17 protein-coding genes and 1 pseudogene are annotated in these 22,616 nt (G+C 34.9%); 13 read left to right on the forward strand and 5 right to left on the reverse strand.

Features of this window, described 5'->3' with window-relative positions; all coding sequences use genetic code 11:
• Positions 1–374: 374 nt before the first annotated feature.
• The 4 genes from HF196_RS04060 to HF196_RS04075 all read left to right on the forward strand — a co-directional run bounded on the left by HF196_RS04060 (position 375) and on the right by HF196_RS04075 (position 6,406).
• On the forward strand, positions 375–1,943 hold the full coding sequence (locus tag HF196_RS04060) for an ankyrin repeat domain-containing protein (RefSeq protein WP_168455928.1): 1,569 nt from the start codon (positions 375–377) through the stop codon (positions 1,941–1,943).
• A gap of 238 nt (positions 1,944–2,181) precedes the next feature.
• Complete coding sequence (locus HF196_RS04065) at positions 2,182–3,804, forward strand: ankyrin repeat domain-containing protein (protein ID WP_168455929.1); 1,623 nt, start codon at positions 2,182–2,184, stop codon at positions 3,802–3,804.
• Positions 3,805–4,261: 457 nt separating this feature from the next.
• Positions 4,262–4,852, forward strand: coding sequence for an RDD family protein (locus tag HF196_RS04070; RefSeq protein ID WP_246198526.1), 591 nt, complete (start codon positions 4,262–4,264; stop codon positions 4,850–4,852).
• Between the two features lie 288 nt (positions 4,853–5,140).
• Positions 5,141–6,406: an ankyrin repeat domain-containing protein gene (locus HF196_RS04075; protein WP_168455930.1), complete on the forward strand. Its 1,266-nt coding sequence runs from the start codon at positions 5,141–5,143 to the stop codon at positions 6,404–6,406.
• A 114-nt stretch (positions 6,407–6,520) separates the two neighbouring features.
• Here the strand turns inward: HF196_RS04075 and HF196_RS04080 are convergent.
• The 4 genes and pseudogenes from HF196_RS04080 to HF196_RS04095 form a co-directional block, all read right to left on the reverse strand.
• Positions 6,521–6,766 (reverse strand): annotated as a pseudogene (locus tag HF196_RS04080) (recombinase family protein); the annotation flags it as partial.
• Between the two features lie 54 nt (positions 6,767–6,820).
• Complete coding sequence (locus HF196_RS05910) at positions 6,821–7,855, reverse strand: alpha/beta hydrolase (protein ID WP_246198527.1); 1,035 nt, start codon at positions 7,853–7,855, stop codon at positions 6,821–6,823.
• 487 nt (positions 7,856–8,342) lie between these two features.
• The gene (locus HF196_RS04090; protein WP_168455932.1) at positions 8,343–8,921 is read right to left on the reverse strand and encodes a hypothetical protein; all 579 of its coding nucleotides are present in this window, start codon (positions 8,919–8,921) and stop codon (positions 8,343–8,345) included.
• A gap of 311 nt (positions 8,922–9,232) precedes the next feature.
• On the reverse strand, positions 9,233–9,622 hold the full coding sequence (locus HF196_RS04095; RefSeq protein WP_168455933.1) for a hypothetical protein: 390 nt from the start codon (positions 9,620–9,622) through the stop codon (positions 9,233–9,235).
• Between the two features lie 592 nt (positions 9,623–10,214).
• On the opposite strand from HF196_RS04095, the gene iscX reads away from it, so the two are divergent.
• The 5 genes from iscX (at position 10,215) to lipA (ending at position 12,610) form a co-directional block, all read left to right on the forward strand.
• Positions 10,215–10,406, forward strand: a complete 192-nt coding sequence (gene iscX / locus HF196_RS04100; protein WP_168455934.1) for a Fe-S cluster assembly protein IscX — start codon at positions 10,215–10,217, stop codon at positions 10,404–10,406.
• A gap of 218 nt (positions 10,407–10,624) precedes the next feature.
• Positions 10,625–11,053: a hypothetical protein gene (locus HF196_RS04105; protein WP_168455935.1), complete on the forward strand. Its 429-nt coding sequence runs from the start codon at positions 10,625–10,627 to the stop codon at positions 11,051–11,053.
• 7 nt (positions 11,054–11,060) lie between these two features.
• Positions 11,061–11,402 (forward strand): DciA family protein, encoded by a 342-nt coding sequence (locus HF196_RS04110; protein ID WP_168455936.1) that lies wholly within the window; start codon positions 11,061–11,063, stop codon positions 11,400–11,402.
• 37 nt (positions 11,403–11,439) lie between these two features.
• On the forward strand, positions 11,440–11,754 hold the full coding sequence (gene rpmB, locus HF196_RS04115; RefSeq protein ID WP_168455937.1) for a 50S ribosomal protein L28: 315 nt from the start codon (positions 11,440–11,442) through the stop codon (positions 11,752–11,754).
• Positions 11,747–12,610 carry a lipoyl synthase gene (gene lipA / locus HF196_RS04120; protein WP_168455938.1) on the forward strand — a complete coding sequence of 288 codons (864 nt, stop codon included), beginning with the start codon at positions 11,747–11,749 and terminating at the stop codon, positions 12,608–12,610. Before rpmB ends, lipA begins: the two co-directional genes overlap by 8 nt.
• A 190-nt stretch (positions 12,611–12,800) precedes the next feature.
• Here the strand turns inward: lipA and HF196_RS04125 are convergent, their stop codons facing one another.
• On the reverse strand, positions 12,801–13,247 hold the full coding sequence (locus HF196_RS04125; protein WP_246198528.1) for a hypothetical protein: 447 nt from the start codon (positions 13,245–13,247) through the stop codon (positions 12,801–12,803).
• A 237-nt stretch (positions 13,248–13,484) separates the two neighbouring features.
• Here HF196_RS04125 and clpB point away from each other — a divergent pair, with 237 nt between their 5' ends.
• The 4 genes from clpB to HF196_RS04145 are packed head-to-tail and all read left to right on the forward strand — an operon-like array spanning position 13,485 to position 22,484.
• Positions 13,485–16,046 (forward strand): ATP-dependent chaperone ClpB, encoded by a 2,562-nt coding sequence (clpB, locus tag HF196_RS04130; protein WP_168455939.1) that lies wholly within the window; start codon positions 13,485–13,487, stop codon positions 16,044–16,046.
• A gap of 26 nt (positions 16,047–16,072) precedes the next feature.
• Positions 16,073–20,833 carry an NAD-glutamate dehydrogenase gene (locus HF196_RS04135; protein ID WP_168455940.1) on the forward strand — a complete coding sequence of 1,587 codons (4,761 nt, stop codon included), beginning with the start codon at positions 16,073–16,075 and terminating at the stop codon, positions 20,831–20,833.
• Between the two features lie 6 nt (positions 20,834–20,839).
• Positions 20,840–21,136 carry a Sec-independent protein translocase subunit TatB gene (gene tatB / locus HF196_RS04140; RefSeq protein WP_168455941.1) on the forward strand — a complete coding sequence of 99 codons (297 nt, stop codon included), beginning with the start codon at positions 20,840–20,842 and terminating at the stop codon, positions 21,134–21,136.
• A complete protein-coding gene (locus HF196_RS04145; protein ID WP_168455942.1) occupies positions 21,108–22,484 on the forward strand; it encodes a PleD family two-component system response regulator in 1,377 nt (458 codons plus the stop codon). Before tatB ends, HF196_RS04145 begins: the two co-directional genes overlap by 29 nt.
• Positions 22,485–22,616 lie beyond the last annotated feature (132 nt).

The raw sequence follows: 22,616 nt of genomic DNA on the forward strand, positions 1-22,616 counted from the left end.
TTTCCAGTACCAAAAGGGTAACTCTGTTAGAGAAAGTTTATTTGGAATGGGTTATCGCTCGTTCCTTACGAACTTTTGTTTATAGTGACTTTGCTATGCGCTGAAATCAGCTATATTATCCTATTTTCACTAAATTTACATACGAACCAATTTGCCTAACTTTGTTGCAACAATTTCAAGCCTCTATTTTCGCAACCCTATTTTCACCAAACAAGCCCTCACAAAGATACATACTTTATTGCGGTTTTGGTAAAAGTAGAAAATTAAAAACTTTACGACGCTGGTTTGTAGACATTAGTAGGCAAAAGAGCTTGTTTGTTTTACGAACATTCAAATTTTGTATAAACAGTTGCATACAGTGATAAATTTTACATATGAATGATTTTGCACAATTTGTTGGTTTTTTCACAGCTCATATGGTTTGGCAGTTAGAGTCTGGTGAAAATGTTGTACCACTAATTGCTATACAAAATGCAGGCAAACGTCAGTTTGAACGAGTGCCAGATGATACCTCATACGAACGAGCAGTAGCCACAGCTCGAGAACGACTGCAGTCTATGCTTTCTTCTCCATGCAATGATTATGTTCTATTTGCCTATGATGGTTTTTTGACGCAGAATGATAAGCGTGATGAATCGCTCTTTTTTGAGGCATATGATATCAGAGATCCAGAAGAAATAACTCTTGTTTTTGCGATACCTTACCGTTCAGCACAAAGTAAAGAAGGTCTAGCTATTTACCAACCTGTATTAATAAAAACAGCAAATTTATCGGATATAGATACCTTTTTAAATCACGCTTATGAGGGAGCCCAAAGTCATACTAAGGGCTTTGAGTTTTGGAATGCGCATGTAGATATACCACCTGTGAAGTCAAATGAACAACTTTTTGCTGCTATTACGGAAGGAGATATAAAGCAAGTTCAAAGACTAATAGAAGAGGGGGTGAATGTTAATTTAGCAGATGAGGATGGATGTACTCTTGTTCATCTTGCTGCTTTTAATAATAAAAAAGAGATAGTGGAGTTCTTATTTGAAAAAGGGGCAAATGTTAATGCAGTAGATAGAGAGCAATGTACTCCGTTACATTATGCTATTTCGGAAGGTCATGAGGAAATGGTGAAGTTTTTACTTAAAAAAGGAGCAAACATTAATGTAGCAGATCATCAAGGTGGGACTCTATTACATTTTGCTGCTTGGAATAATAAGAAAGGGTTAGTGAAGTTTTTACTTAAAAAAGGAGTGAACATTGATGCAGAAGATCATCGTGGTTGGACTCCTTTACATCATGTTGTTCACCAAGGCAATAGAGAAATGGCAGAATTTTTACTCCAGGAGGGGGCAAATATTTGTACAGTAGATAAAGAAGGATTTACTCTTTTACATTATGCTATTTCGGAAGATTATAGGGAGATGGTAGAGTTTTTACTTGAAAAAGGAGCAAACATTAATGCAAAATATCAGCAAGGATATACTCTGCTACATTTTGCTATTGGAAATAACGACAAAGGGTTAGTAAAATTTTTCCTTAAAAAAGGAGGAGACATCAATGCAGAAGATCAGCATGGTTGGACTCCTTTACGCCATGCTGTTCACCAAGGCAAAAGAGAAATGGTAGAATTTTTACTCCAGGAGGGGGCAGATATTTGTACAGTAGATAAAGAAGGATTTACTCTTTTACATTCAGCGGCTTCGAAAGGTCATGAAGAAATAGTGAAGTTTTTACTTACAAAAGAAATAAATATTAATGCACTGGATGAGAATAGATGTACTCCTTTACATTTTGCTGTGCAGATTAATGATAAAGTAATAGCAGAGCTCTTACTGAAGGAGGGAGCTGATGCTAATATTGTAGATAAAGAAGGGTTAACTCCTCTACATTATGCTATTTATCATGGTTATAAAGAGATGACAGAGCTTTTGTCTACGAGAACTAAGTGTTAGATTTCTTGCATAACCTGTTTGAACTTTTATTTGTAGTAATTTAATACAACGCAAAACCATCTATATTAGCTTATTTCTACCAAGTCTAGATACGAACTAATTTGCTTAGCTTTTTTGAAACAATTTCAAGCTTCTATCCGATATAGCATTTTTGCTAAAATAAAAATAAAGTGGTTGAGCTATGGATAATTCCATGCTAATTTTAGATTAAATACACTTATTATGTTAAGGAGGGTTTATGCAATCTGGATCAGCAAGCAAACCGTATAACATACATTCAGCAGCTCAAAGTGGCCACTTAGAAATAGTTCAACATCTAGCATCACATGGAGTTGATGTTAACGCAAAAAATTATCATGGATCTACACCATTACACCTAGCTGTTGGATGTGGTCATAAAAATATAGTAGAGACTCTATTGAACATAGGGGCTAAAATTGATGAAAAAGATGACTATGGATTTACACCTTTACATTTAGCCATTCTTAATGGGTATAGAGATATAGTAGAAACTCTATTAAACGCAGGAGCTAAGATCGATGCAAAAGATGATTATGGAACTACTCCTTTACACTTGGCTGCTGGGCTTGGTTTCAAGGATATAGTAGAAACCCTATTAGACACAGGGGCTAAGGCTGATGAAAAAGATAATTGTGGATTTACTCCTCTACATTGTGTTGCTCTCAGTAATCGTCCTATACGTAGGGCTGCTCTTAGCAGCTATAAAGATGTGGTAGAAATTTTGTTAAACGCAGGAGCTAAGATTGACGAAAAAGATAATTATGGAACTACGCCTTTACATTTGGCTGCTGGCCTTGGCTCCAAAGACATAGTAGAGACTCTATTAAATACAGGAGCTAAGATTGATGAAAGAGATAATAAAAGATTTACTCCCTTACATAATGCTGCTCGGAATGGTAACAAGGACGTAGTGGATACTTTGATAGAAAAAGGGGCTGTGATTAATGTAAAGTGTTGCCTTTTGAATACCCCTTTACATTTAGCTGCCAGTAATGGTAACAAGGACGTAGTGGATACTTTGATAGAAAAAGGGGCTGTGATTAATTTACATAACAGGGATGAAGGTACTCCTTTACATTTAGCCGCTAGTAATGGCCATAAAGATGTAGTAGATACTTTGATAGAAAAAGGGATAGATGTTAATGTAAGAGGTTATTTTTGGAATACTGCGTTACATTCGGCTGCTAGTAATGGCCATAAGGATGTAGTGGATACTTTGATAGAAAAAGGGGCTAAGGTTAATTTGCAGAACATATATAGGTATACTCCTTTACACGAAGCTGTAGAATGTTTTCATGTAGAGGTAGCAAAGTCTCTGATAGCACACACAATTAAGTTAAAGGGTTCTAGAATACGAAAGCCAGATTACTTAGTAGAACATAGAGAAATGTCCGAATATTGGGATAAATGTCTAGATGAAATAAAAAAAATGAAAGAAGAAAAGGTCGGTGTAGATATTACGTTTTATAGTATTTTGGTAAGCAAGAGTATTGATAAGCTAGTATGCTATATGTGGAATGAACAATTCACAAAAGTATTAGAAAGAAGTAACTATCAAAATAAATTTTCTATATATGGCAACGATCTAGACTATTTATTCAAGAAAGCGAAACAAAGAGTAGAAGCTTTAAATATAGGTGAAATAGTCATTAAACACTTTGATGGTTTGAGTAAGGGAGGTCCTGCTCATTTACAGATAGCTGAGTACTTAAGTAATGAGGACTTAAAAAATTTGAGAAAAGCGGCAATACAAACTATAGATGAAGAAAATGTATCTCAGTCCCTAAGAAGTAATGTGCGTGTAGAGTCTGCAGCGAAAAAACAAGGTAGGCATTATTAGCAATTTAAGAAGTCTACACGCAAAAGGATACGTCAATTATCTTGATTACCTTACTTCTGCCAGATCTAGATATGAACTGATTTGTCCAACTTCGCTACCACAATTTCAAGCCTCTATTTTCGCAACCTTATTTTTACCAAACAAGCTCTCTCAAAGATACATGCTTTATTGCGGTTTTGGTAAAAGTCAATATTTAAAATGCTTGTGGCGCTAATTGATATAGCATTTTTACTAAAGCATTGAAAATAAAGCGGTTGAATTATGAATAATTACATGCTAGTTTTAGATTGAGTATACTGAATCCTGTTTCAATGTTGAACAAAATATCTTGGAGTTTAAGAGAACAATTCCTAGAAGACTTTTACATCCAAAAAGATGCAAATACACTTGAAAATGGTGCTTTAAAGCAAGTAATGATAAGAAGTACTGTTAAGGGACTTTTATCAGTGCTTAGCTATTGATATTTGATCAACACAAGCAGACTTTTTATGATAAAATTGCAAAAACAGTAGTAATTAGTTACAGGTCTGAAAAATGCTACTTGAATCTAAATTATGTAGGAATAACTAGGCGTACTATAGCATATGTTATTGACCATTTTATTATTATGGGAACTCTCTTAGCCTTTCTTTCTTTTGCAAAAATGACTTTGGGTCTTGCTGAATTTAAACCATTAATTGTGTATAGTTATATTTGTTTATTTTGCTTGCTATCAATAATATTTGAAGTATTCATGATAAGAAGATTTGGTGGCACTCCAGGACAATTGTTATGCGGCATTCATATAAAAGGTGCAGATACACTTAACAATATTACTCTAATGCAAGCGATAATTAGGCATGCCCCTTTTGAAGTTATTCACTTCCCTATACTCATCACGAGAAGGGAAATTTTTAATAATTATACCTCCGAATGGTGGCTTGACCCTTCATCAGGCTTAATCTTTGTGGGCATAATACTAATTTTCATATGTGCAATATTTGACCGACGAAAGCAGTTTCTTCATGATAAAATTGTAAATACAGTGGCAATAGATTATAAACCTTGAAGCTAATTTTTCTCTGCTGCAAGTTGATTATGCTGATTGTAATTAACATAGTTCCTCTCACTCCAGCTCTAGACTATATTTTCAAATAAACTGCGTAACTGCTTACGATGACATTGCTTGCTTTGGCACAACTTCTTTGATTTTTAATCTATATGAACTTTACTAAAAAAGTTATTGACACTAAAAATATTCGTGTTACAAGTAAGGCTATATTTGAGATTTACATAAATTGTTTATAGCCATTTAGTTTTAGTGTAGGTAATTTTTAGTTATACTTAGGGGGCTAAAATGCATGTGAATCAGCAACAATCAAGTAATACAATTAAAAAAGATATTGTTATTCAGCTACTACAGTCTGGCATTTTAAAGCAAAGTAATTTTAGTGGCAAAATTAGTCAGGCAGAAGTAAGCAGATTAATAAACGATATTATAAGCTCAAGCGAAGATAATACGGGTGAGCTTCGTCGTTCAAAGCGAAGTGCAGGAAAAGGTATATATTACTCAGTAATCTTTATGTATCATGTATATCAGCTGGTAGATAAACTGGGTTGGGAGCATGGTTTACAGGTAGCCAATCGGTACTTAGGTACAAAACGTGGACAGGAGCAAGCTCTAGAAACAGTTAGGGAACTTTTAGGCGATGTAGAAGATATAGAAAATTTAAAAAATTTTATAGATGATCTCAAACAAATTTTGTCTACTGAAACAGGTGAAGAACAGGTTACAGAGGAATATAGCGATACATCTTTACACTTAGCTACTGAACAAGGTGACCTAAATGCAGTGAAATATCTTGTGGAAAAAAGTGGTGATATTAGTGCTCAAGATGAAATGGGCTACACACCTCTGCATTTGGCTGCTAAGCAAGGCAATTTGGATATAGTAAAATACCTTGTGGAGAAAGGCGCTGAGATCGATGATAGGTCTACTCCTTTACATTATGCTGCTTTTAATGGTAAATTAGATGTAGTAAAATACCTTGTAGAGAAAGGTGTTGATGTTAATGCTAAGACCAGTGGTGGGCTTACTCCTCTTCATATTGCTGCTCATGATAGTACATTAGATGTAGCAGAATACCTTGTAGAGAAAGGCGCTGATATTAATGCTAAGACCAATGATGGGTATACTCCTCTTCACATTGCTGCTAATGATGATCAGTTAGATACAGTAAAATATCTTATAGAGCTAGGAGTCAATGTCAAAGCTAGAGATAGGGTTGGTCAGACGCCATTAGATGTTGCAAAAAGTAAAGGCTATTCACAAATTGTTGAATTTCTGTCGTCTTATCAGCATGGAAATCGTAATCGCCGTGATGTAGTATCAAGCAATTCATGGACAAACAATAGTATTGTTAATTGGGTCAAGGGTTTAATATCACCCACAGAATCTCCAGCTCTACTTACTTTTAGAGGACATGGTAATACTACTGCTACAGCTTTACCAGAAATAAACACTACTGTAGTAAACAACACAATAATGCTAGGCATTCTAGCTGCTGGCCTGTTTAATAAACACAGCACAGGCAATTTCAACATCTGTTGGCATAGCTCTTGATTTCTCTATAGCAGTCCCTTTTGCAGAAGAAGTACTTTTCCTATTTTTTAACTTTTTGGCAATATCTTTCCATGCTTTTTTTGGTGTTTTCATAATGTTTTTCTCCTGTATAAATTAAGCAGCGAGTCCATAAAACTTTTCTAGCTGCTCACTCCACAACGTTGGAATCTCTATTAAATCAGCTAGTCTTAAGTTATTTGGTTGTCTCCTGTTTATTATATCTTCTTTGATCTTTTGAGCTAAATAATTTAACCTTAAAATTTGATGTATTCTTCTCATACTCATCTTAAATTTTACGCTCATTTCCTTTACACTGGCGTATTTCCCTTCTTCTAGCTTACGTCTCCATAAATAGGCTTTGGGTAGTGCATTCAGAGACAAAGATTTATATTTCTTGTTTTACGTCTCCATTATTCAGGTTTTGCAAATCATACTATTTATTGTAGGTGGATTTGCTTTTGTAATACCTACTTCTGAGATTAAGGTTTCCTGTTCAGAACAAACTTTATGTCCTTGTTCTTGTGCAGATGGTTTTTCTTCATGTTCTTGCTTAAGAGATACTTTCTTTTCAAAATAATTATCTGTGAGTTCTAAAAAGAGTGAAATCAATTCAGGAAGAGTATAATTATGTTCATTTGATGAGCATAACTCTGTAATCGGAGAAAAATGAATATCATCTGCTTTGATAGGTAGCAACGATAAAAACTTATTCCAACATTTTTTTATTACTCCAACCTTGGGTTCAGGATTTTTTGTTTTTGGTATTTTAGTTAAATTAGTATGCTCTATAAAAAATTCTTTGTATTCCTCAAAACCTTCAAAGATTTCTTTTTTTTGATAGTCTTTTTTCCTATCGCTTGTTTCTATATCAGCAATTTTAGCACCTATAGTTGCCTTTTTATTAATAAAACCATCATTCTCTAAATTGAAACAGATTGTATATGGAGTAATATCGTTAATTATTGTGTGTGGTTTAAAATGCCATCCAAAGCATTTGAGTATAAATTTTATTATAGGAGGAAATAGCCATTTTGGTTTTGATACGTGTAGTAATTTGACTATAAGTTTTTTGAACGAGCTGAAAGACTTATTGATGATACACCTTAAATGGACATTGTCATCCTTAAATCTCTTGTAAGTTTCGGCAGCTATTAGCCCTCCAGCGCAACTACCATATAACACTATGTTGTTAGGGCGAATACCTTGCTTTAAAAGATCTGAAATGACTTCAATACCTGCATTTACTCGATTCTGACCATTTAAAGAATTACCTTTGCTTTTTCCAGAGCCAGGAAAATTAATAAAGTGAACATCCATACCTGCTTCAGCAGCCCAGTTCCATTCTCCTTTGTCTTCATCTGGTTCCTTTTCAAAAGTATATGTAAGCCCCGGGAAGTAAACTATATGCTTCTTTTCTTTATTATCTATATTAATCTTTGAGCTTGACATCACTATCTTTTGAATTCGCATTCCATTTTGAGTGTTTATGAACTCTTCCCTAGTTTTTATAGTATTTTCTTCTGTTACTTCATGCTATAGTCCTCACTGTATTAATTTAATAATACACAAAATTTTAAAAAAATCAATTTTTATTAAGAAATCAATTATTTACGCACTTATCTTAAGGTTTATTGGAACTAGCTGGCTTGCTAATTGTGGTGTAAACCTTTCTTTTGAAGAGATCAAAAAGCTATTAAACTTAAGTGTAGTTTTACCCCGTGACAGCAAGATCATTAAAGATATCTTTCTTAGCATTCCAAGGAACATTACAAGTACTCTTTGACCTTAGAGGTACGGTTTCCTAAAAATCCTACCTAGCTTCAAAATGGGTTTTCTAGCTTTTTCTCGAAAAGTTCTCTCTTCTCAAGGTAATTGTGCATGAAATTCAGCTAAGCCCATACCATCACACTCTGGGACCATACAGATTATTAATTGCTTACTGAAGATTTTGATGATTATTGTATGTATTACTGGATTCAAGAAGGATTGGTTGGTTCACATTTTTAATTTCTGCAAGTGCAGTACTAGGCTTTAAAAGGTTATACAACACAAAACCTATACTAGCTACTAATCCAGCTATTCCTAGAGTTGCTGCCGCTACAGGCATCTTCATGATATATAATGCAATACAATTGACCAATACCACTATACCGACGATACCGGCTATAATTGATTGAGATAACTTTTTTGATGATGTTTCACCTTCAGAACTGTCTGTACTATCAAAACATATTTCTATTTCATTAGCAGAAGAACTATCAGGAATGTTTTGCTCTTGCTCATTAGTTTCACTATCAACGGAAGGTGGCTCTATAATAGTCTCTATTGAATCATTTTGGCTTTCTTCCTTGTCTTCAGCTAAAGGTTGTGGTATATAGATAGGTTCTATAATAGTTGTTATTGAAGGGTTTTGAACTCTGTTTTTAACCACAAGTTTAGGTGTGAGCTCTACAGCTTTTACTAGAGGTAAACCGTTTATTTTAAACTCATAAGTTTTTTCTTCGGTATTTTTCATAGTTCTCCTTATATAAAAATATGTTGATTTAGTTATGGCAGTTGAAATAGCAAAGCAGCTAATGCCAAACTTCGTTATTACAAATTTCCACCACACAGAGATCGGATATGCCACATTACTGTTCTGTCAATGGCGTCAACTTAAGGAAAAGTGTCAGTGATTGTGTTCTCTCTATAGTTGCGATAAGGTACATCATCTCTTTAGGAGAGTTTGCTGATTGAGCCTCTTAAGTTGATACCATTGCCTGAACAGATATAGTTGAAATAGAAGTAATTAAGCTACTCCTACCAACAGGTTCAAAGCTTCTAACATTAAAACTTTCTAATGCTAATTACATTGAACTCTTTTGAAGGCCTGCCTTCTTTCAGAGTTATATTAAATTTTAATTCTTTTCCATCTAAAGATAAAGCTCCTTTATCTAATGTGTATTTGTTGATAGAACAGCTTGTCCAGTCGTTAGAGCATTCCCATTCTTCTAGTAATTCTGGATATAATAATATAGAGTGTGGCTTAAATGTTTCTACCATTCCAAATTTGTTATGCCAATTTGCAAATTGAACCTCTCCATATCCACATGCATTACGGGTTAAAGATAAAAGTTCAAGTTCTGAGGATTCTGAATTATCTGCGTTAAACTTAGACACCTCATAATAAGCGCCATCCTCAAAAAAATTTGTATAATCATTGATAAAATCTGTCATAATGTTAACCTATTATATTAATAAACTATTAATATAATAACTAATATCCATTTATAAGTCAAATAAGTTAAATTATTAATATCTAAAAACTAAACTATAGTTACTACAGCGTACAAGAAAACCCTCCAGCAATAATCTGCATTTCATAATTATCTGTATCTGTTCAGCCAATGATATCAACTTAAGGAAAAACGTCAGTGACTGTGTTCTCTCTATAGTTGCAATAAGGTAGATAAGTCCAAGCGCCATCGTGCCTTTAGGAAAGTTGCTGATGGAGGCTCTTAAGTTGATGCCATTAACTGTCCTGTGTATTGGTATTAGTTAGAATAGCAGACCGTAGAAACTTGGTTGAAGTTAATGACGACAAAAAATCTTTTATTGACTCGGTTAAAATTTCAATTCTATTTTGTCGCATCAATTTACCTTAATTTTTTTGTTAGTTCTCAACTAGGTGGGTTCCTTTAAGTAACCAAAAGTTAATAAAAAAGTATGAAATATGGCTAATTTTACCTATTTAAAATAAAGGTTGTGAGAGGAGTTCGTTTTTGATATTACTGGGGCACCAATTTAGTTTATTGAGAAGGTGCAAGATATGAAATGGCTTGATATAGAAGACATCGCAGAAGCCTTAGAGGAAAAATTTCCAGATGAGGATGTAATTAATATCAGGTTTATTGAGCTTAAAAAAAAAGTCCTGAGCTTAGAGGGGTTTGATGACGATGAAAAGCATTGTAATGAAAAAATACTTGAAGCCATACAAACAGCTTGGATTGAGTTAACATAGCTCGGAACTACAATAAATCAAACAGGCTCTTTTAGTCATAAAAGCTGAACGAAAAAAGTTACTTGACAACCCTAGCAAGTTCTCTTGTCACGGTACCGGAGGTATTCGGTTACCTTCATCTGTGCAGATTAAACGACAAGAAACCCTCAGATCCCCATGCTGGGATTGACAAACAATCGCATTTATGCTAAATTTATATTATAAAATTTGGGATTATTATGTTTAAGAGGTATATACTTTCTAATTTACTAAATACTTGTTTAATATTGTTTATGACTGTATTACTAACCGGTTGTTTTGCAACAATATTTTCTGGTCTTACGCAGACAATTCGAATTAAGGTAGTAGATGATGAAGGTAACTTGATAGAAAAAGTTAAATGTACTATATATGATCCATCAGGAATGAGCCATTCTCTTACATCTAATCCTAGAGTAGTGCTTATTCAACGAGGGTCAGGGCCATTATCTATTGATTGTACAAAAGCAGGTTACAGGCAATTAAATGTGATGGTAGGTGAGAGTTTTAATAAGGTTGCTTTGTTAAACTTATTGTGGTGGCCTGGTTTTGTTATTGATACAGCTACCGGAGCTTATAAACAGTATCCATCACACTATGTTGTAACCATGGAAAAATCTGATTCATAGGAGGAAAATGCTTAAACACAGCGGACCAAAAAAATTAAAATCTATAGTAGAAAATTATGCGTTAAAGTGTATGAAGAGCAGGATGAGCAAAAACGAAATACGTCTTGTTTTAAACTGGCGAAATATAGTAGGGGAAGAAATAGCAAAGTGTACAAAGCCAAGGAAGATCTCATATGCACAAAATATAAATTCGGGTGTTTTGCATCTGATAGTGACAAATGGCAGTAAAGCACTGGAAATTCAGCATATGATCTCTCTTATAGTAGAAAGGATCACAATATTTTTTGGTTATAAGGCAGTATATGGTATAAAAATTAAGCAGGAAAGTATTGACTATTTTGCTGTATAGGATAATCTAATTACATAGAATAACTTGGTATGTTAAAGTGAGTAGAGTTTGCGAGCTAACAAATAGAAAGAAATCTTTTGGTAATAAGGTATCACATTCAAACCGTAAAACTAAACGTACCTTTTTCTTAAATTTACATAATGTTACGTTGATGAGTAACATATTGAACAAAAAATTTAAATTTCGCGTGGCAGCTAGGACCTTGAGGACTATAGACTATAAAGGTGATCTCGATGCTTTTCTGCTCAACACTAGGACAGTCAAACTAAGCGAGAAGGCACAAAAGATAAAAAGAAGGTTAAGAAAAGTTTTGGCAAAGCAAAAGGTAGAATTAGCCGTTTCAGATGCATAGTAAGCCTCCATGGCTCAGAGCAAAAGCTCCAACTGGTGAAATATTTAATGAAACTTTAAATACCGTTAAGCTGCATAATCTGCATACAGTGTGCGAAGAAGCTGCGTGTCCAAATATTGGCGAATGCTGGAACAAACGTCACGCTACTGTGATGATTCTCGGTTCTGTTTGCACTCGTGCTTGCGCATTTTGCAACGTTGCAACTGGTATTCCTGATAAATTGGATCCTCACGAGCCGGAAAATTTAGCAAAGGCAATAAAAAAGTTAAACTTAAAACATGTTGTTATTACCTCTGTTGACCGTGATGATTTACCAGATGGTGGTGCAGGTCAATTTATAAAGTGTATAGAAGAAATTAGAAAAATTGCTCCGGAAACAACAATAGAGATTTTAACTCCTGACTTTTTAAATAAGAAAGGAGCATTTGAAGCGATTGCTGTTGCATCACCTGATGTCTATAATCACAATATCGAAACAGTACCAAGACTATACGCAAAAATAAGGCCAAGGGCTCGTTATTTTCATTCACTATATTTGCTGAAGATGGTAAAACAAATTAATCCTAAGCTTTTTACTAAGTCAGGGCTTATGGTTGGCCTTGGAGAAACAAAAGAAGAAGTACTTCAGGTTATGGACGATTTACGAAGTGCTGAAGTTGATTTTATGACAATCGGTCAATACCTGCAACCGACTCCAAAGCATGCAAAAATTGATAGGTATGTTACCCCAGAAGAATTCGAGCATTATAAATACGTTGCTTACTCTAAGGGATTTTTAGTGGTCGCATCAAGTCCACTAACGAGATCATCATACCACGCTGAAGAAGATTTTAACAGGCTCAGAGCTTGTCGTTGATATTAGATCGTCTTCAAAATTCCAAGGCATAATAACGTAAACCATTTGGGGCAGAAGATTCTAAATAGTTGACACCGAGTGTTGAATTTATGCTTAAGCTATAGGATCGAGTATGAACCAGTGACATTTATGATTCAGAGAAGTTTACTGAAAAAATAAGTCTCTAGCCTCATTTAAAGCCAATGAGTTATTACATTGCTCGAGATGGCAGACTACGTATCTCACATACTTGAGCATCAGTCATTTGGGTATTCTGCTGTTTATGCTGAGCATAACACATAGTAGCTGCAGTTCCAACAGCGGCTCCAACGCAGGCAGCTCCAGCAATTAAGGCAACTTGATTAAAGCCCTCATTATAGCCTTGGTTAAAGCCTTCTCTGTAGCCTTTGTTATAACCATCTATTTGACCCTTCATATAACCATCTTCGTAACTTTTTTGTTGTGTGAAAAACCTATAAGCGTATGTAAATAATGCTCCTCCTGTAGTATAGAATATACCCTGTATTCCAGGTTTTATTATGTCTGAGACAAGACTCATTTTATTCCTTACTTCTTGCACTATAGACATTACTGATTGTGTTATGTTCTGCACATCAGGCACTTCTAAGTGCTCTATAGTATGGTGATAGATTGTCATTATTATTCCTAAAAAGTTAAACTATATTATCAATAACTTAACACAAACTTAATTTGCAGGCAAGTAATGTTGTTAATATTTTAATGAATTTTATTTTTTATTGAGAACTAGTTTCTCTTGATTTTTGGCGAGTCCAGGAAATTTTCGTTTATAACCTTTGTCAATCGATAAATTTTAGGTTTTAAATTGAGAAAGTAGTTGCTATATATACCAATAAATACGAGTTAAACTTATATCATGGACTTAAATAAATTTACCGAAAAAGCGAAAAGCCTAGTTCAGAGTGCTCAAATGAGAGCATTGGGAGCTGGGCATCAGATTTTTACGCCTGAGCATTTACTCAAAGTAATGCTCGAAGATGAATCAGGTTTAGTTCAGGATTTGATATGTGCTTGTGGAGGAGATGTACAAAATATTTCCGATGCTGTGGATGGTGAGATAAAGAAATTTCCAGTAGTTGAAGGTCCAGGAAGTGGTGGCCTCCAGCTTTCAAGAGAAGTAGCAAAAATCTTTGAGGATTCAATTGGTATTGCCAAAAGAAATAAAGATACATTTGTCACTTTTGAACGTTTACTACAGGGCCTGGCTGCACAAAAAGATGTGACTGTGGGCAAAATTCTGGTGGAAAATGGTGTCACACCGCAAAAATTGAACTCGGTTATTGCAGAAATGAGAAAAGGTAGAAACGCAGACTCACCAAATAGCGAGGAAAATTTAAATGCTGCTAAGAAATATACAAAAGATATTACAGAGCTTGCTATGCAAGGGAAGCTTGATCCTGTAATTGGTCGTGATGAAGAGATCAGGAGAACTATGCAGGTATCACTAAGGCGAACAAAGAACAATCCAGTACTGATAGGTGAGCCGGGTGTTGGAAAAACTGCAATAGTTGAAGGGCTAGCAAACAGAATCGTTGCAAATGATGTGCCGCTTGGTTTGCACGATGCAAAAGTTTTAGCTTTGGATTTAGGTGGCTTAATTGCTGGAACGAAATTTAGAGGGGAGTTTGAAGAAAGGCTAAAAGCGGTTATTAACGAGCTTTCAAAGGCAGAGGGGAAAGTTATCTTGTTTATAGATGAACTTCATACTTTAGTTGGAGCAGGAGCAACAAGCGGTGCAATGGATGCTTCAAATTTGCTAAAGCCTGCTCTTGCGCGTGGAGAAATTCGCTGTATAGGAGCGACAACGTTAGATGAGTATCGAGAACACATAGAAGAAGATCCTGCACTCGCAAGACGGTTTCAGCCTGTGTTTATCTCTCAACCAACTGAAACTGATACTATTTCGATACTCAGGGGTTTAAAGGAGAGGTATGAAGTGCATCATGGTATAAGAATTACAGATGGTGCAATAATTGCTGCTGCAACGTTATCGAATAGGTATATAACAGATAGGTTTTTACCTGATAAAGCAATTGACTTGATTGATGAAGCGGCAAGCAGGGTAAGGATTGAAATGGATAGCAAACCTGAAGTCATTGACGAGCTTGAGAGAAAAATTATACAGCTGAAAATTGAGTCAGAGGCTCTAAAAAAAGAACGTGATGAAAACTCCAAGCAACGTTTACAAAAGATAAATGAGGAAATTGAAAGCCTCAATAGTAAATTTGCTGACTTAAACAGCAAGTGGCAGATGGAGAAAAACAAAATAGCTAGAATACAAGAGACAGCTGAGAAATTAGATAGTGCTAGAAAAGATCTGGAACTTGCTCAACGCAATGGAGATTTAGGAAAAGCAGGGGAATTGATGTATGGTGTGATTCCTCAACTTGAAAATGAGTTGAAAAACCAGGAGAAAGTTACTGACAGTTTTCTAAAGAAAGAAGTTACTGAGAACGACATTGCAAATATTGTTTCAAAGTGGACGGGAATTCCAGTTGATAGTATGATGCACAGCGAAAGAGAAAAACTTCTTAACATGGAAAATGAAATAGGAAAAAGAGTAATAGGGCAGAAGAATGCAATAGAGGCAGTAAGTAATGCAGTTAGGCGCTCTCGCTCTGGTGTGCAAGATGCTAATCGACCTTTCGGTTCATTTTTATTCTTGGGACCAACTGGAGTTGGAAAAACCGAACTTGTAAAAGCTCTTGCTGAATTCCTGTTCGACGATCAATCAGCACTTCTGCGCTTTGATATGTCAGAGTACATGGAAAAACACTCTGTTTCAAAGCTAATTGGTGCTCCTCCTGGGTATGTTGGCTATGAGCAAGGCGGCAGGTTGACTGAGGCAGTAAGAAGAAGACCCTATCAGGTAATTTTATTTGATGAGATAGAAAAAGCAAATCCAGATATATTCAATCTGTTACTGCAGATTTTGGATGAAGGCAGACTTACTGATAGCCACGGTAAATTAATTGATTTCCGCAATACCATATTAATTTTAACTTCTAACCTTGGTGCTGAGATAATGCTTAAAGGAACTATAGACTCTGTAAAAAGCGAAGTGATGCAAATAGTTAAATCAGCATTTCGTCCAGAATTTTTAAATAGACTGGATGAAATTATTATATTCCACAATTTAACCAAGGACGATATCTATAAAATTGTAGATGTTCAATTTTCTTATTTACAAAAAACGCTTGCTAAGCGTAAACTAAGGATAAGTTTATCACAAGAGGCTAAAGAGCTGATAGCACAAGCTGGCTATGATTCTGAATATGGAGCAAGACCCCTGAAAAGGGTAATACAAGAATGTATTCAAAATAATCTAGCTAAATTAGTGTTATCGGGAGAAGTCACAGAAGGCGATGAGCTAATAGTGTACACTCTTAATAATGAAATCTTAGTTAAAAAGGTTTAAATTCACTGTGTGTTTGCGTAAAAAAAATGTGTGTAGATTATAATGTTGACACTGAGTCTTTATTTAAGTTAGTTAATCGAGAAGATCAGAAAGAAAAGGAAAAAATTAAAGAGTTTATAAAATACTTTTATAATTTTATTTATAACAGTGATTTAAAGGTCAATGATAAATTCCTTCTGTACATTGCAGAAGATGCATACAACTTCATTCTCAAAAAGGAAAAAAAAGAAAGTAAATTAAAAATAAACAATGTGCACAACATACCAGGGATAGAAGGCAGTTTTACTATAATTAAGATAACGAATGACGACATGCCTTTTCTGGTTGACTCTGTTATTGCAACTATTAAATCACACGGTTTAACTGTATGCTATTATAGCAATAGTGTAATTAATGTTAAGAGAAAAAATGGTCTGATTGATGAGATTGGTTGTTTAAAAGAGGATAGTTGTGTCAAGGAGTCAGTAATATATTTAATTATTAAAGGCATAAGTGATAATTTTGTTGATACACTAGAAGAATCTTTACGAAAAACACTAAAAGCGGTTAATTGCGTTGTGAAAGACTGGCCATTAATGCTCAAGAAGCTTGATGAAGCAAGTCTTTCTGTCATCCCAGTACTTGACACTGGAATCCAGGAAAAGGACACGTGGATTCCAGTGTCAAGTACTGGAACGACACCAGACCGAAATCAAGAGCAAAAAGATTTTCTAGCTTGGTTAAAGAATAATAACTTCGTATTTTTAGGTTATCAAGAATGCACTCCTGATAAAAATGGAAAGCTTGTTCCAAGCGGTGAGGAAAATCTTGGTTTGATAAGAGCAAGTGAAGAGTATCAAAACGTATTGATTCCTTGTGAGGACCTTGATCATTTGTACATATTGAGGTCAGATCTGGTCTCAATAGTTCACCGCCGTACATATATGAATTGTATAGGAATAAATGAGTTTGATAATCAAGGAGAATTAATAAAAGAAAGACGTTTTTTTGGATTATTCACTTCTGTAGCAGAAGTACAGGATATTCGCACTATTCCGTTAATAAAGGATAAAGTTAAAATAATAGAGAAAAGAGCAGGATTTGTGCCTGGTGGCCACAACAATAAAGCTTTAGTTTCTATTCTACAAGCATTTTCTTGTGATGAATTATTCCAATCAAATGAAGACGAGTTGTTTAAGATTTGTACTTCGATTATGTCTCTTGCGATCAGGCCAAGAGTCAAATTATTTTTAAGAAAAGTAGGAGATTTTGTTAGTTGCATAGTACTGATACCGATGCGTTACGCTAGTGCTAGGCTAATGTTCAAGATACGTGATATACTGAAAGATGAAACAGATGCAGAAAGTTCAGATATTTATAACAATCACATTATTAATGAATATAATTTGATGAAGTTACATGTGGTGCTAAAGACTAAAAGTACCGATGTTTTCGATGATGAAGTTTTGCGTATCGAAAACAAATTAAGGAACATTACAGAAAAGTGGGAAGATCGTTTTATAGACAATCTATATAACACTTTCAGTACTGTTGAAGATGTATTTATCCGCTATTGCAAGGCATTTCCAATAAGCTATCAAGAGAGTTTTGACCCTTACGATGCATATTATGATATGAAAAAATTGGAGATAGTGAGGAAGAAAAGGGTTAGCGAGGTTGATTTAAGGCTTACTCGTGACAATCTTAATTATCAATTAAAAGTTTACACTCCAAGCAATGGGGGACTTGAATTATCGAAAATATTGAAAATTATTAAAAATTTGGGAGCAAAGATCCTATCTCATAATGGTTATTATATAGAAATTAACGGCGGAATATGGATACACCATTTTGTATTATCAAGAGTAGATGAATTAATAAACAATATTACTCTTAAGGAACAATTTGAGATAACGCTTACGAAAGTATTCGGTAGAGAAATTAAAAATGATTATTTCAACAGTTTAATCATTATTGCTGGGCTCGAGTGGAGAGAAGTGCTTTTGATTAGAGCGCTAAGTGCTTATCTAAAGCAAACGTCATTTAACTACAACCCAGAATATATACAAAAAGTAACCTCAGATTATCCCAAAATAGTAAAGTATTTGATAAAGCTGTTTCATGTGAGGTTTAATCCCCATATAGATATCGATAGAGGAGAGACCACTGACATCTTTAGAGAAAAAATTGAGGAACTCCTAAAGGAAGTTAGCAATGTTTCACATGATTACGTTTTACGTTCAATGTTTAATTTAATAATGGCCATTTTAAGGACCAGTTATTATCAAGATGATAAACCTTACTTATCTACAAAATTTGATTCAAGTAAGATAAATGGTTTGCCTGATCCGCGTCCATATCGTGAATTATATGTTTATTCAAACCTTTTTGAAGGAATACATTTAAGAGGAGGAAAACTAGCGCGTGGTGGTTTAAGATGGTCAGATAGGACGGAAGACTACCGCACTGAAGTTTTGGGTCTCATGAAAGCTCAGATGACGAAAAATGCAGTTATTGTTCCCGTTGGCGCAAAGGGTGGATTCGTAATAAAGAAAGTTTATAGAGATAAAAATATTTTAAGAGAAAAAGGTGTTGAGTGCTATAAGGACTTTATCAGAGGAATGCTTGATATTACTGATAATGTAGTTGATGGTAAAATAGTTCCACCGCAGAATGTAATTAGATATGACGAAGACGATCCGTATTTAGTAGTTGCAGCAGATAAAGGTACTGCTTCATTTTCTGATTATGCTAATCAAGTAGCCTCTGAGTATAATTTTTGGCTTGGCGATGCATTTGCATCTGGTGGATCGGCAGGTTATGACCACAAAAAGATAGGTATTACAGCAAGAGGTGCATGGATTGCAGCACAAAGGCATTTTTGGCGAATGAATAAGGATATTTACCAAGATGTAACTGTAGTTGGGATTGGGGATATGGCAGGTGACCTGTTTGGAAACGGTATGCTGCTTTCGAGAAATATACGTCTAATTGGGGCGTTTAACCATATACATATTTTTATCGATCCAAATCCTGATGCAGAGAGGAGTTTTACAGAGCGTAAGCGCCTTTTTGAATTACCATTTTCAACCTGGATGGATTATGATAAAGATTTAATTTCGCCAGGTGGAGGGGTGTTTGAGCGTAGCAGCAAGCAAATCAATATTTCTCAAGAAATGAAAAAATGCTTTGATATAACCGAAGATGTGTTATCTCCTAATGACTTGATCAGGTGTCTGTTGAAAGCAAAAGTAGATTTTATATGGAACGGAGGAATTGGCACATTCGTTAAAGCGAAAAATGAAAGTCATGGTATGGTCGGTGACAAAGCAAACAATGAATTGAGAGTAAATGGCGAAGATATTAGAGCTTCTGTGTTTGTCGAGGGAGGCAATCTTGGTTGTACGCAGCTCGGAAGAATAGAGTATGCAGAGAAGGGCGGATATATTAATGCAGATTTTGTTGATAATTCAGCAGGAGTAATATGTTCCGACCTTGAAGTTAACATCAAAATTGCATTTGTTTCAATCATGAAAGAGGGGGGAATTTCCTTAGAGAAAAGGAATGTAATACTGGCTAGCATGGTAGATGAGGTTGCATCTAAGGTGCTTGAAGACCATAACAGGATTGAAACAAAAGCATTACTACTTGAGTGTCTGCAAGCTAAAGAAAGGTTGGAACAGCACCATAGATTATTACTCAGTTTAGAGAAATCTGGATTGCTAAATCGAAGTGGAGAGTTTCTTCCAACTGACGAGGAAATAGCGAGAATGTTGACTGGAGTAGAAGGCTTTAGTTCTCCTCAGCTTGCTGTTCTAATGTCCTATACTAGGACAGCAATAAAAAATGAAATTATACACTCTGACTTACCTGAAAAAGATTCCTTGTGCCATGATTATTTACTAAATTACTTTCCGCAAAAGATGGTAACAGAGTTCAAGAATTTCATATTGAAACATCAACTTCGCAGAGAAATTGTCTCTACTTGTATTGCAAATGATGTAGTGAATAGGATGGGGTGTATATTTATTAATAATCTGGTTGAAAACACCGGAATTAAAGTATACGAAGCAGTCAATGTGTATATTGCTGTTAACCACCTATATAATTTAAATAGCCTGTGGCAGAAAATTGATGAACTGGATGGAAAGATAGATGTTAATGCGTACTTGCAGGTAGTGAGAAGTGTACAAAAGTTCATTGGTAGGGTATCATTTTGGCTAGTAAAAAATCTGGGCAAACTTAGCTTTGTAGATTTGGATGATGTGACCAGGTTTAAGGATGCAATTGAGACTTTGGGCCAGAACTTAACTGATGTCTTAGATGAACACCTATTAAAAGTCTACTACCATCGATCCACTTCTTTGGTCGAGCTTAATGTGAATAAAGATCTAGCAAAAGAAGTTGCTAACCTGTGTATTTTAGCCTATGCACTGGACGTTGTGTCCATTGCTGAACAAACATCTTTGCCTATTCTTGACGCTGGTAAAATATACTTCGAATTAAAATCTCTACTAAGATTCGATCTAATCAGAACAATTGCTATCAAAATGAAAGGTCATTCTTCCTATTGGGATCGCAGCTTAATTAATGATTTATTGGATGATTTAAGCAGTTATCATTATAAGCTAACTGTCAAAGTCATAAAATCCACTGATAACCGTGAAGATAAGGTTCAAACTTGGGCTTTTAATGATAAGGATTGTGTAGAACGTTATAATAGCTTCTTAGATGACATGGTTGCTTCTAAGCTTGATTTAAGCAAATTAATATTTATAATTAGAAGAATTAAAGTGCTCTCTTCATAGGAAAAAATGTTTAGTATAGGTCTTTCGGAGATTTTAGTTGTGGTTCTAGTGAGTATCGTTGTGCTTGATAAAAATAAGGTACCTGTATTTATTGATCTTATTCGAAATATATATAGGTATTTAATGATTGTAAAGTTAAAAACTAGGAAATTATTGAAAGACGCTGGAATTGAAGATTTATACAAGGAGTATAACACTGAAAAGGTAAATTATATAGTTGGGAAAGATGGTAAGTTTTATCCTAGTTACAATATAAATAATACATCTGAAAGCAATGACAGCAAGGATTCTAGTAGTAGATGATGTGCTATCGAATGTTAAGCTTTTAGAAGCTCGACTAAAAGCAGAGTACTATACAGTTGTTGTAGCTCATGATGGTCAAGAAGCCATAGATTTAGTGGCAAAGCAACAGCCCGATATCATATTGCTTGATATTATGATGCCCAAAATAAATGGCTTTGAGGTTTGTAAGAACCTAAAAAGTGATCCCTTGACAACCCATATTCCAATAATTATGGTAACTGCATTGCATGACACCCACGATAGAGTACAGGGCATCAATGCTGGTGCAGATGACTTCCTAACTAAACCAATAGATGAAACTGCTTTGTCTGCGAGAATTAAGTCTCTTACGCGCTTAAAAATGGTAATAGATGAGTTGCGTTTGAGAGGAGAAACTAATGCTGAGATTGGTGGGGTAGCAGGAAGCAGTATCATGGATTATTCTAATCAGATTTTTGGTGCTAACATACTTGTTATTGATGAGGACATCTTTCAAGCAGAGCAGATATATAATGTACTAAAGCAGCGCTTTAAGTCAATTAAAATACTGAATGATCCGATGGAGGCGTTGAAGGTTGGTATTGAGAATAATTACGATCTGATTATTTCTGACATGCAATTCTCAAAAACCGATGGCCTACGTTTGTGTTCTGAATTTCGTAGTAAAGTAGAAACACGTTATACACCAATTCTGATCCTTTCTGAAGATTATGACAAAAACAATTTAGTAAAAGCACTGGATGTAGGTGCTAACGATTACTTAACAGTGCCTTTGGATGAGAGTGAGTTAATAGCAAGGGTTAATTTACAAGTGAAACGCAAAAGGTATCAAGATGCTTTGAGAATGAATTTATTTAATAATGTGGAGATGTCTATAAAAGATCCACTAACTAACTGTTATAACAGAAGATATTTTGATGCACACTTAAGAAACATTGTTAAGGACTCTGTAGAAAAGGATAGAAGACTATCCCTTATGATACTTGACATAGACTATTTTAAGGTAGTAAATGACGATTTTGGACATAGTGCTGGGGATGAACTTTTAAAGCAAATACAGAAGAGAATTTCTGAAAATATCAGAGTGACGGATTTATTGGCTAGGTTTGGTGGTGAGGAATTCGTTATTGTAATGCCAGATACAAATATATCAGATGCGTACACTGTTGCAGAGAGGATACGCGAAATTATTGCTATAGAACCTTTCACACTCTCGGATAGGAACATAACCCATAATGTAACTGTGAGCATTGGAGTTGCAGAAATGCAAAAATCAGATCTTGAGAATATCAAAAAATTCATAGTGCGTGCTGATAGATATTTATATCAAGCAAAAAATAGTGGCAGAAATAGGGTGGTTACTGACTAGCTCTAGAGATATTAATTTTTAAACTTGTATAGCCCCAGAGATACTTTTTTTCAAACTACAAGAATCAACTGATAACTATTGTGCTGCTCTCACAAGGTGAAATTAGCGTTCTTTAGTTCTTAGACAAAAATT

Source organism: Wolbachia endosymbiont of Ctenocephalides felis wCfeJ, from assembly GCF_012277315.1.
Lineage (GTDB): Bacteria > Pseudomonadota > Alphaproteobacteria > Rickettsiales > Anaplasmataceae > Wolbachia.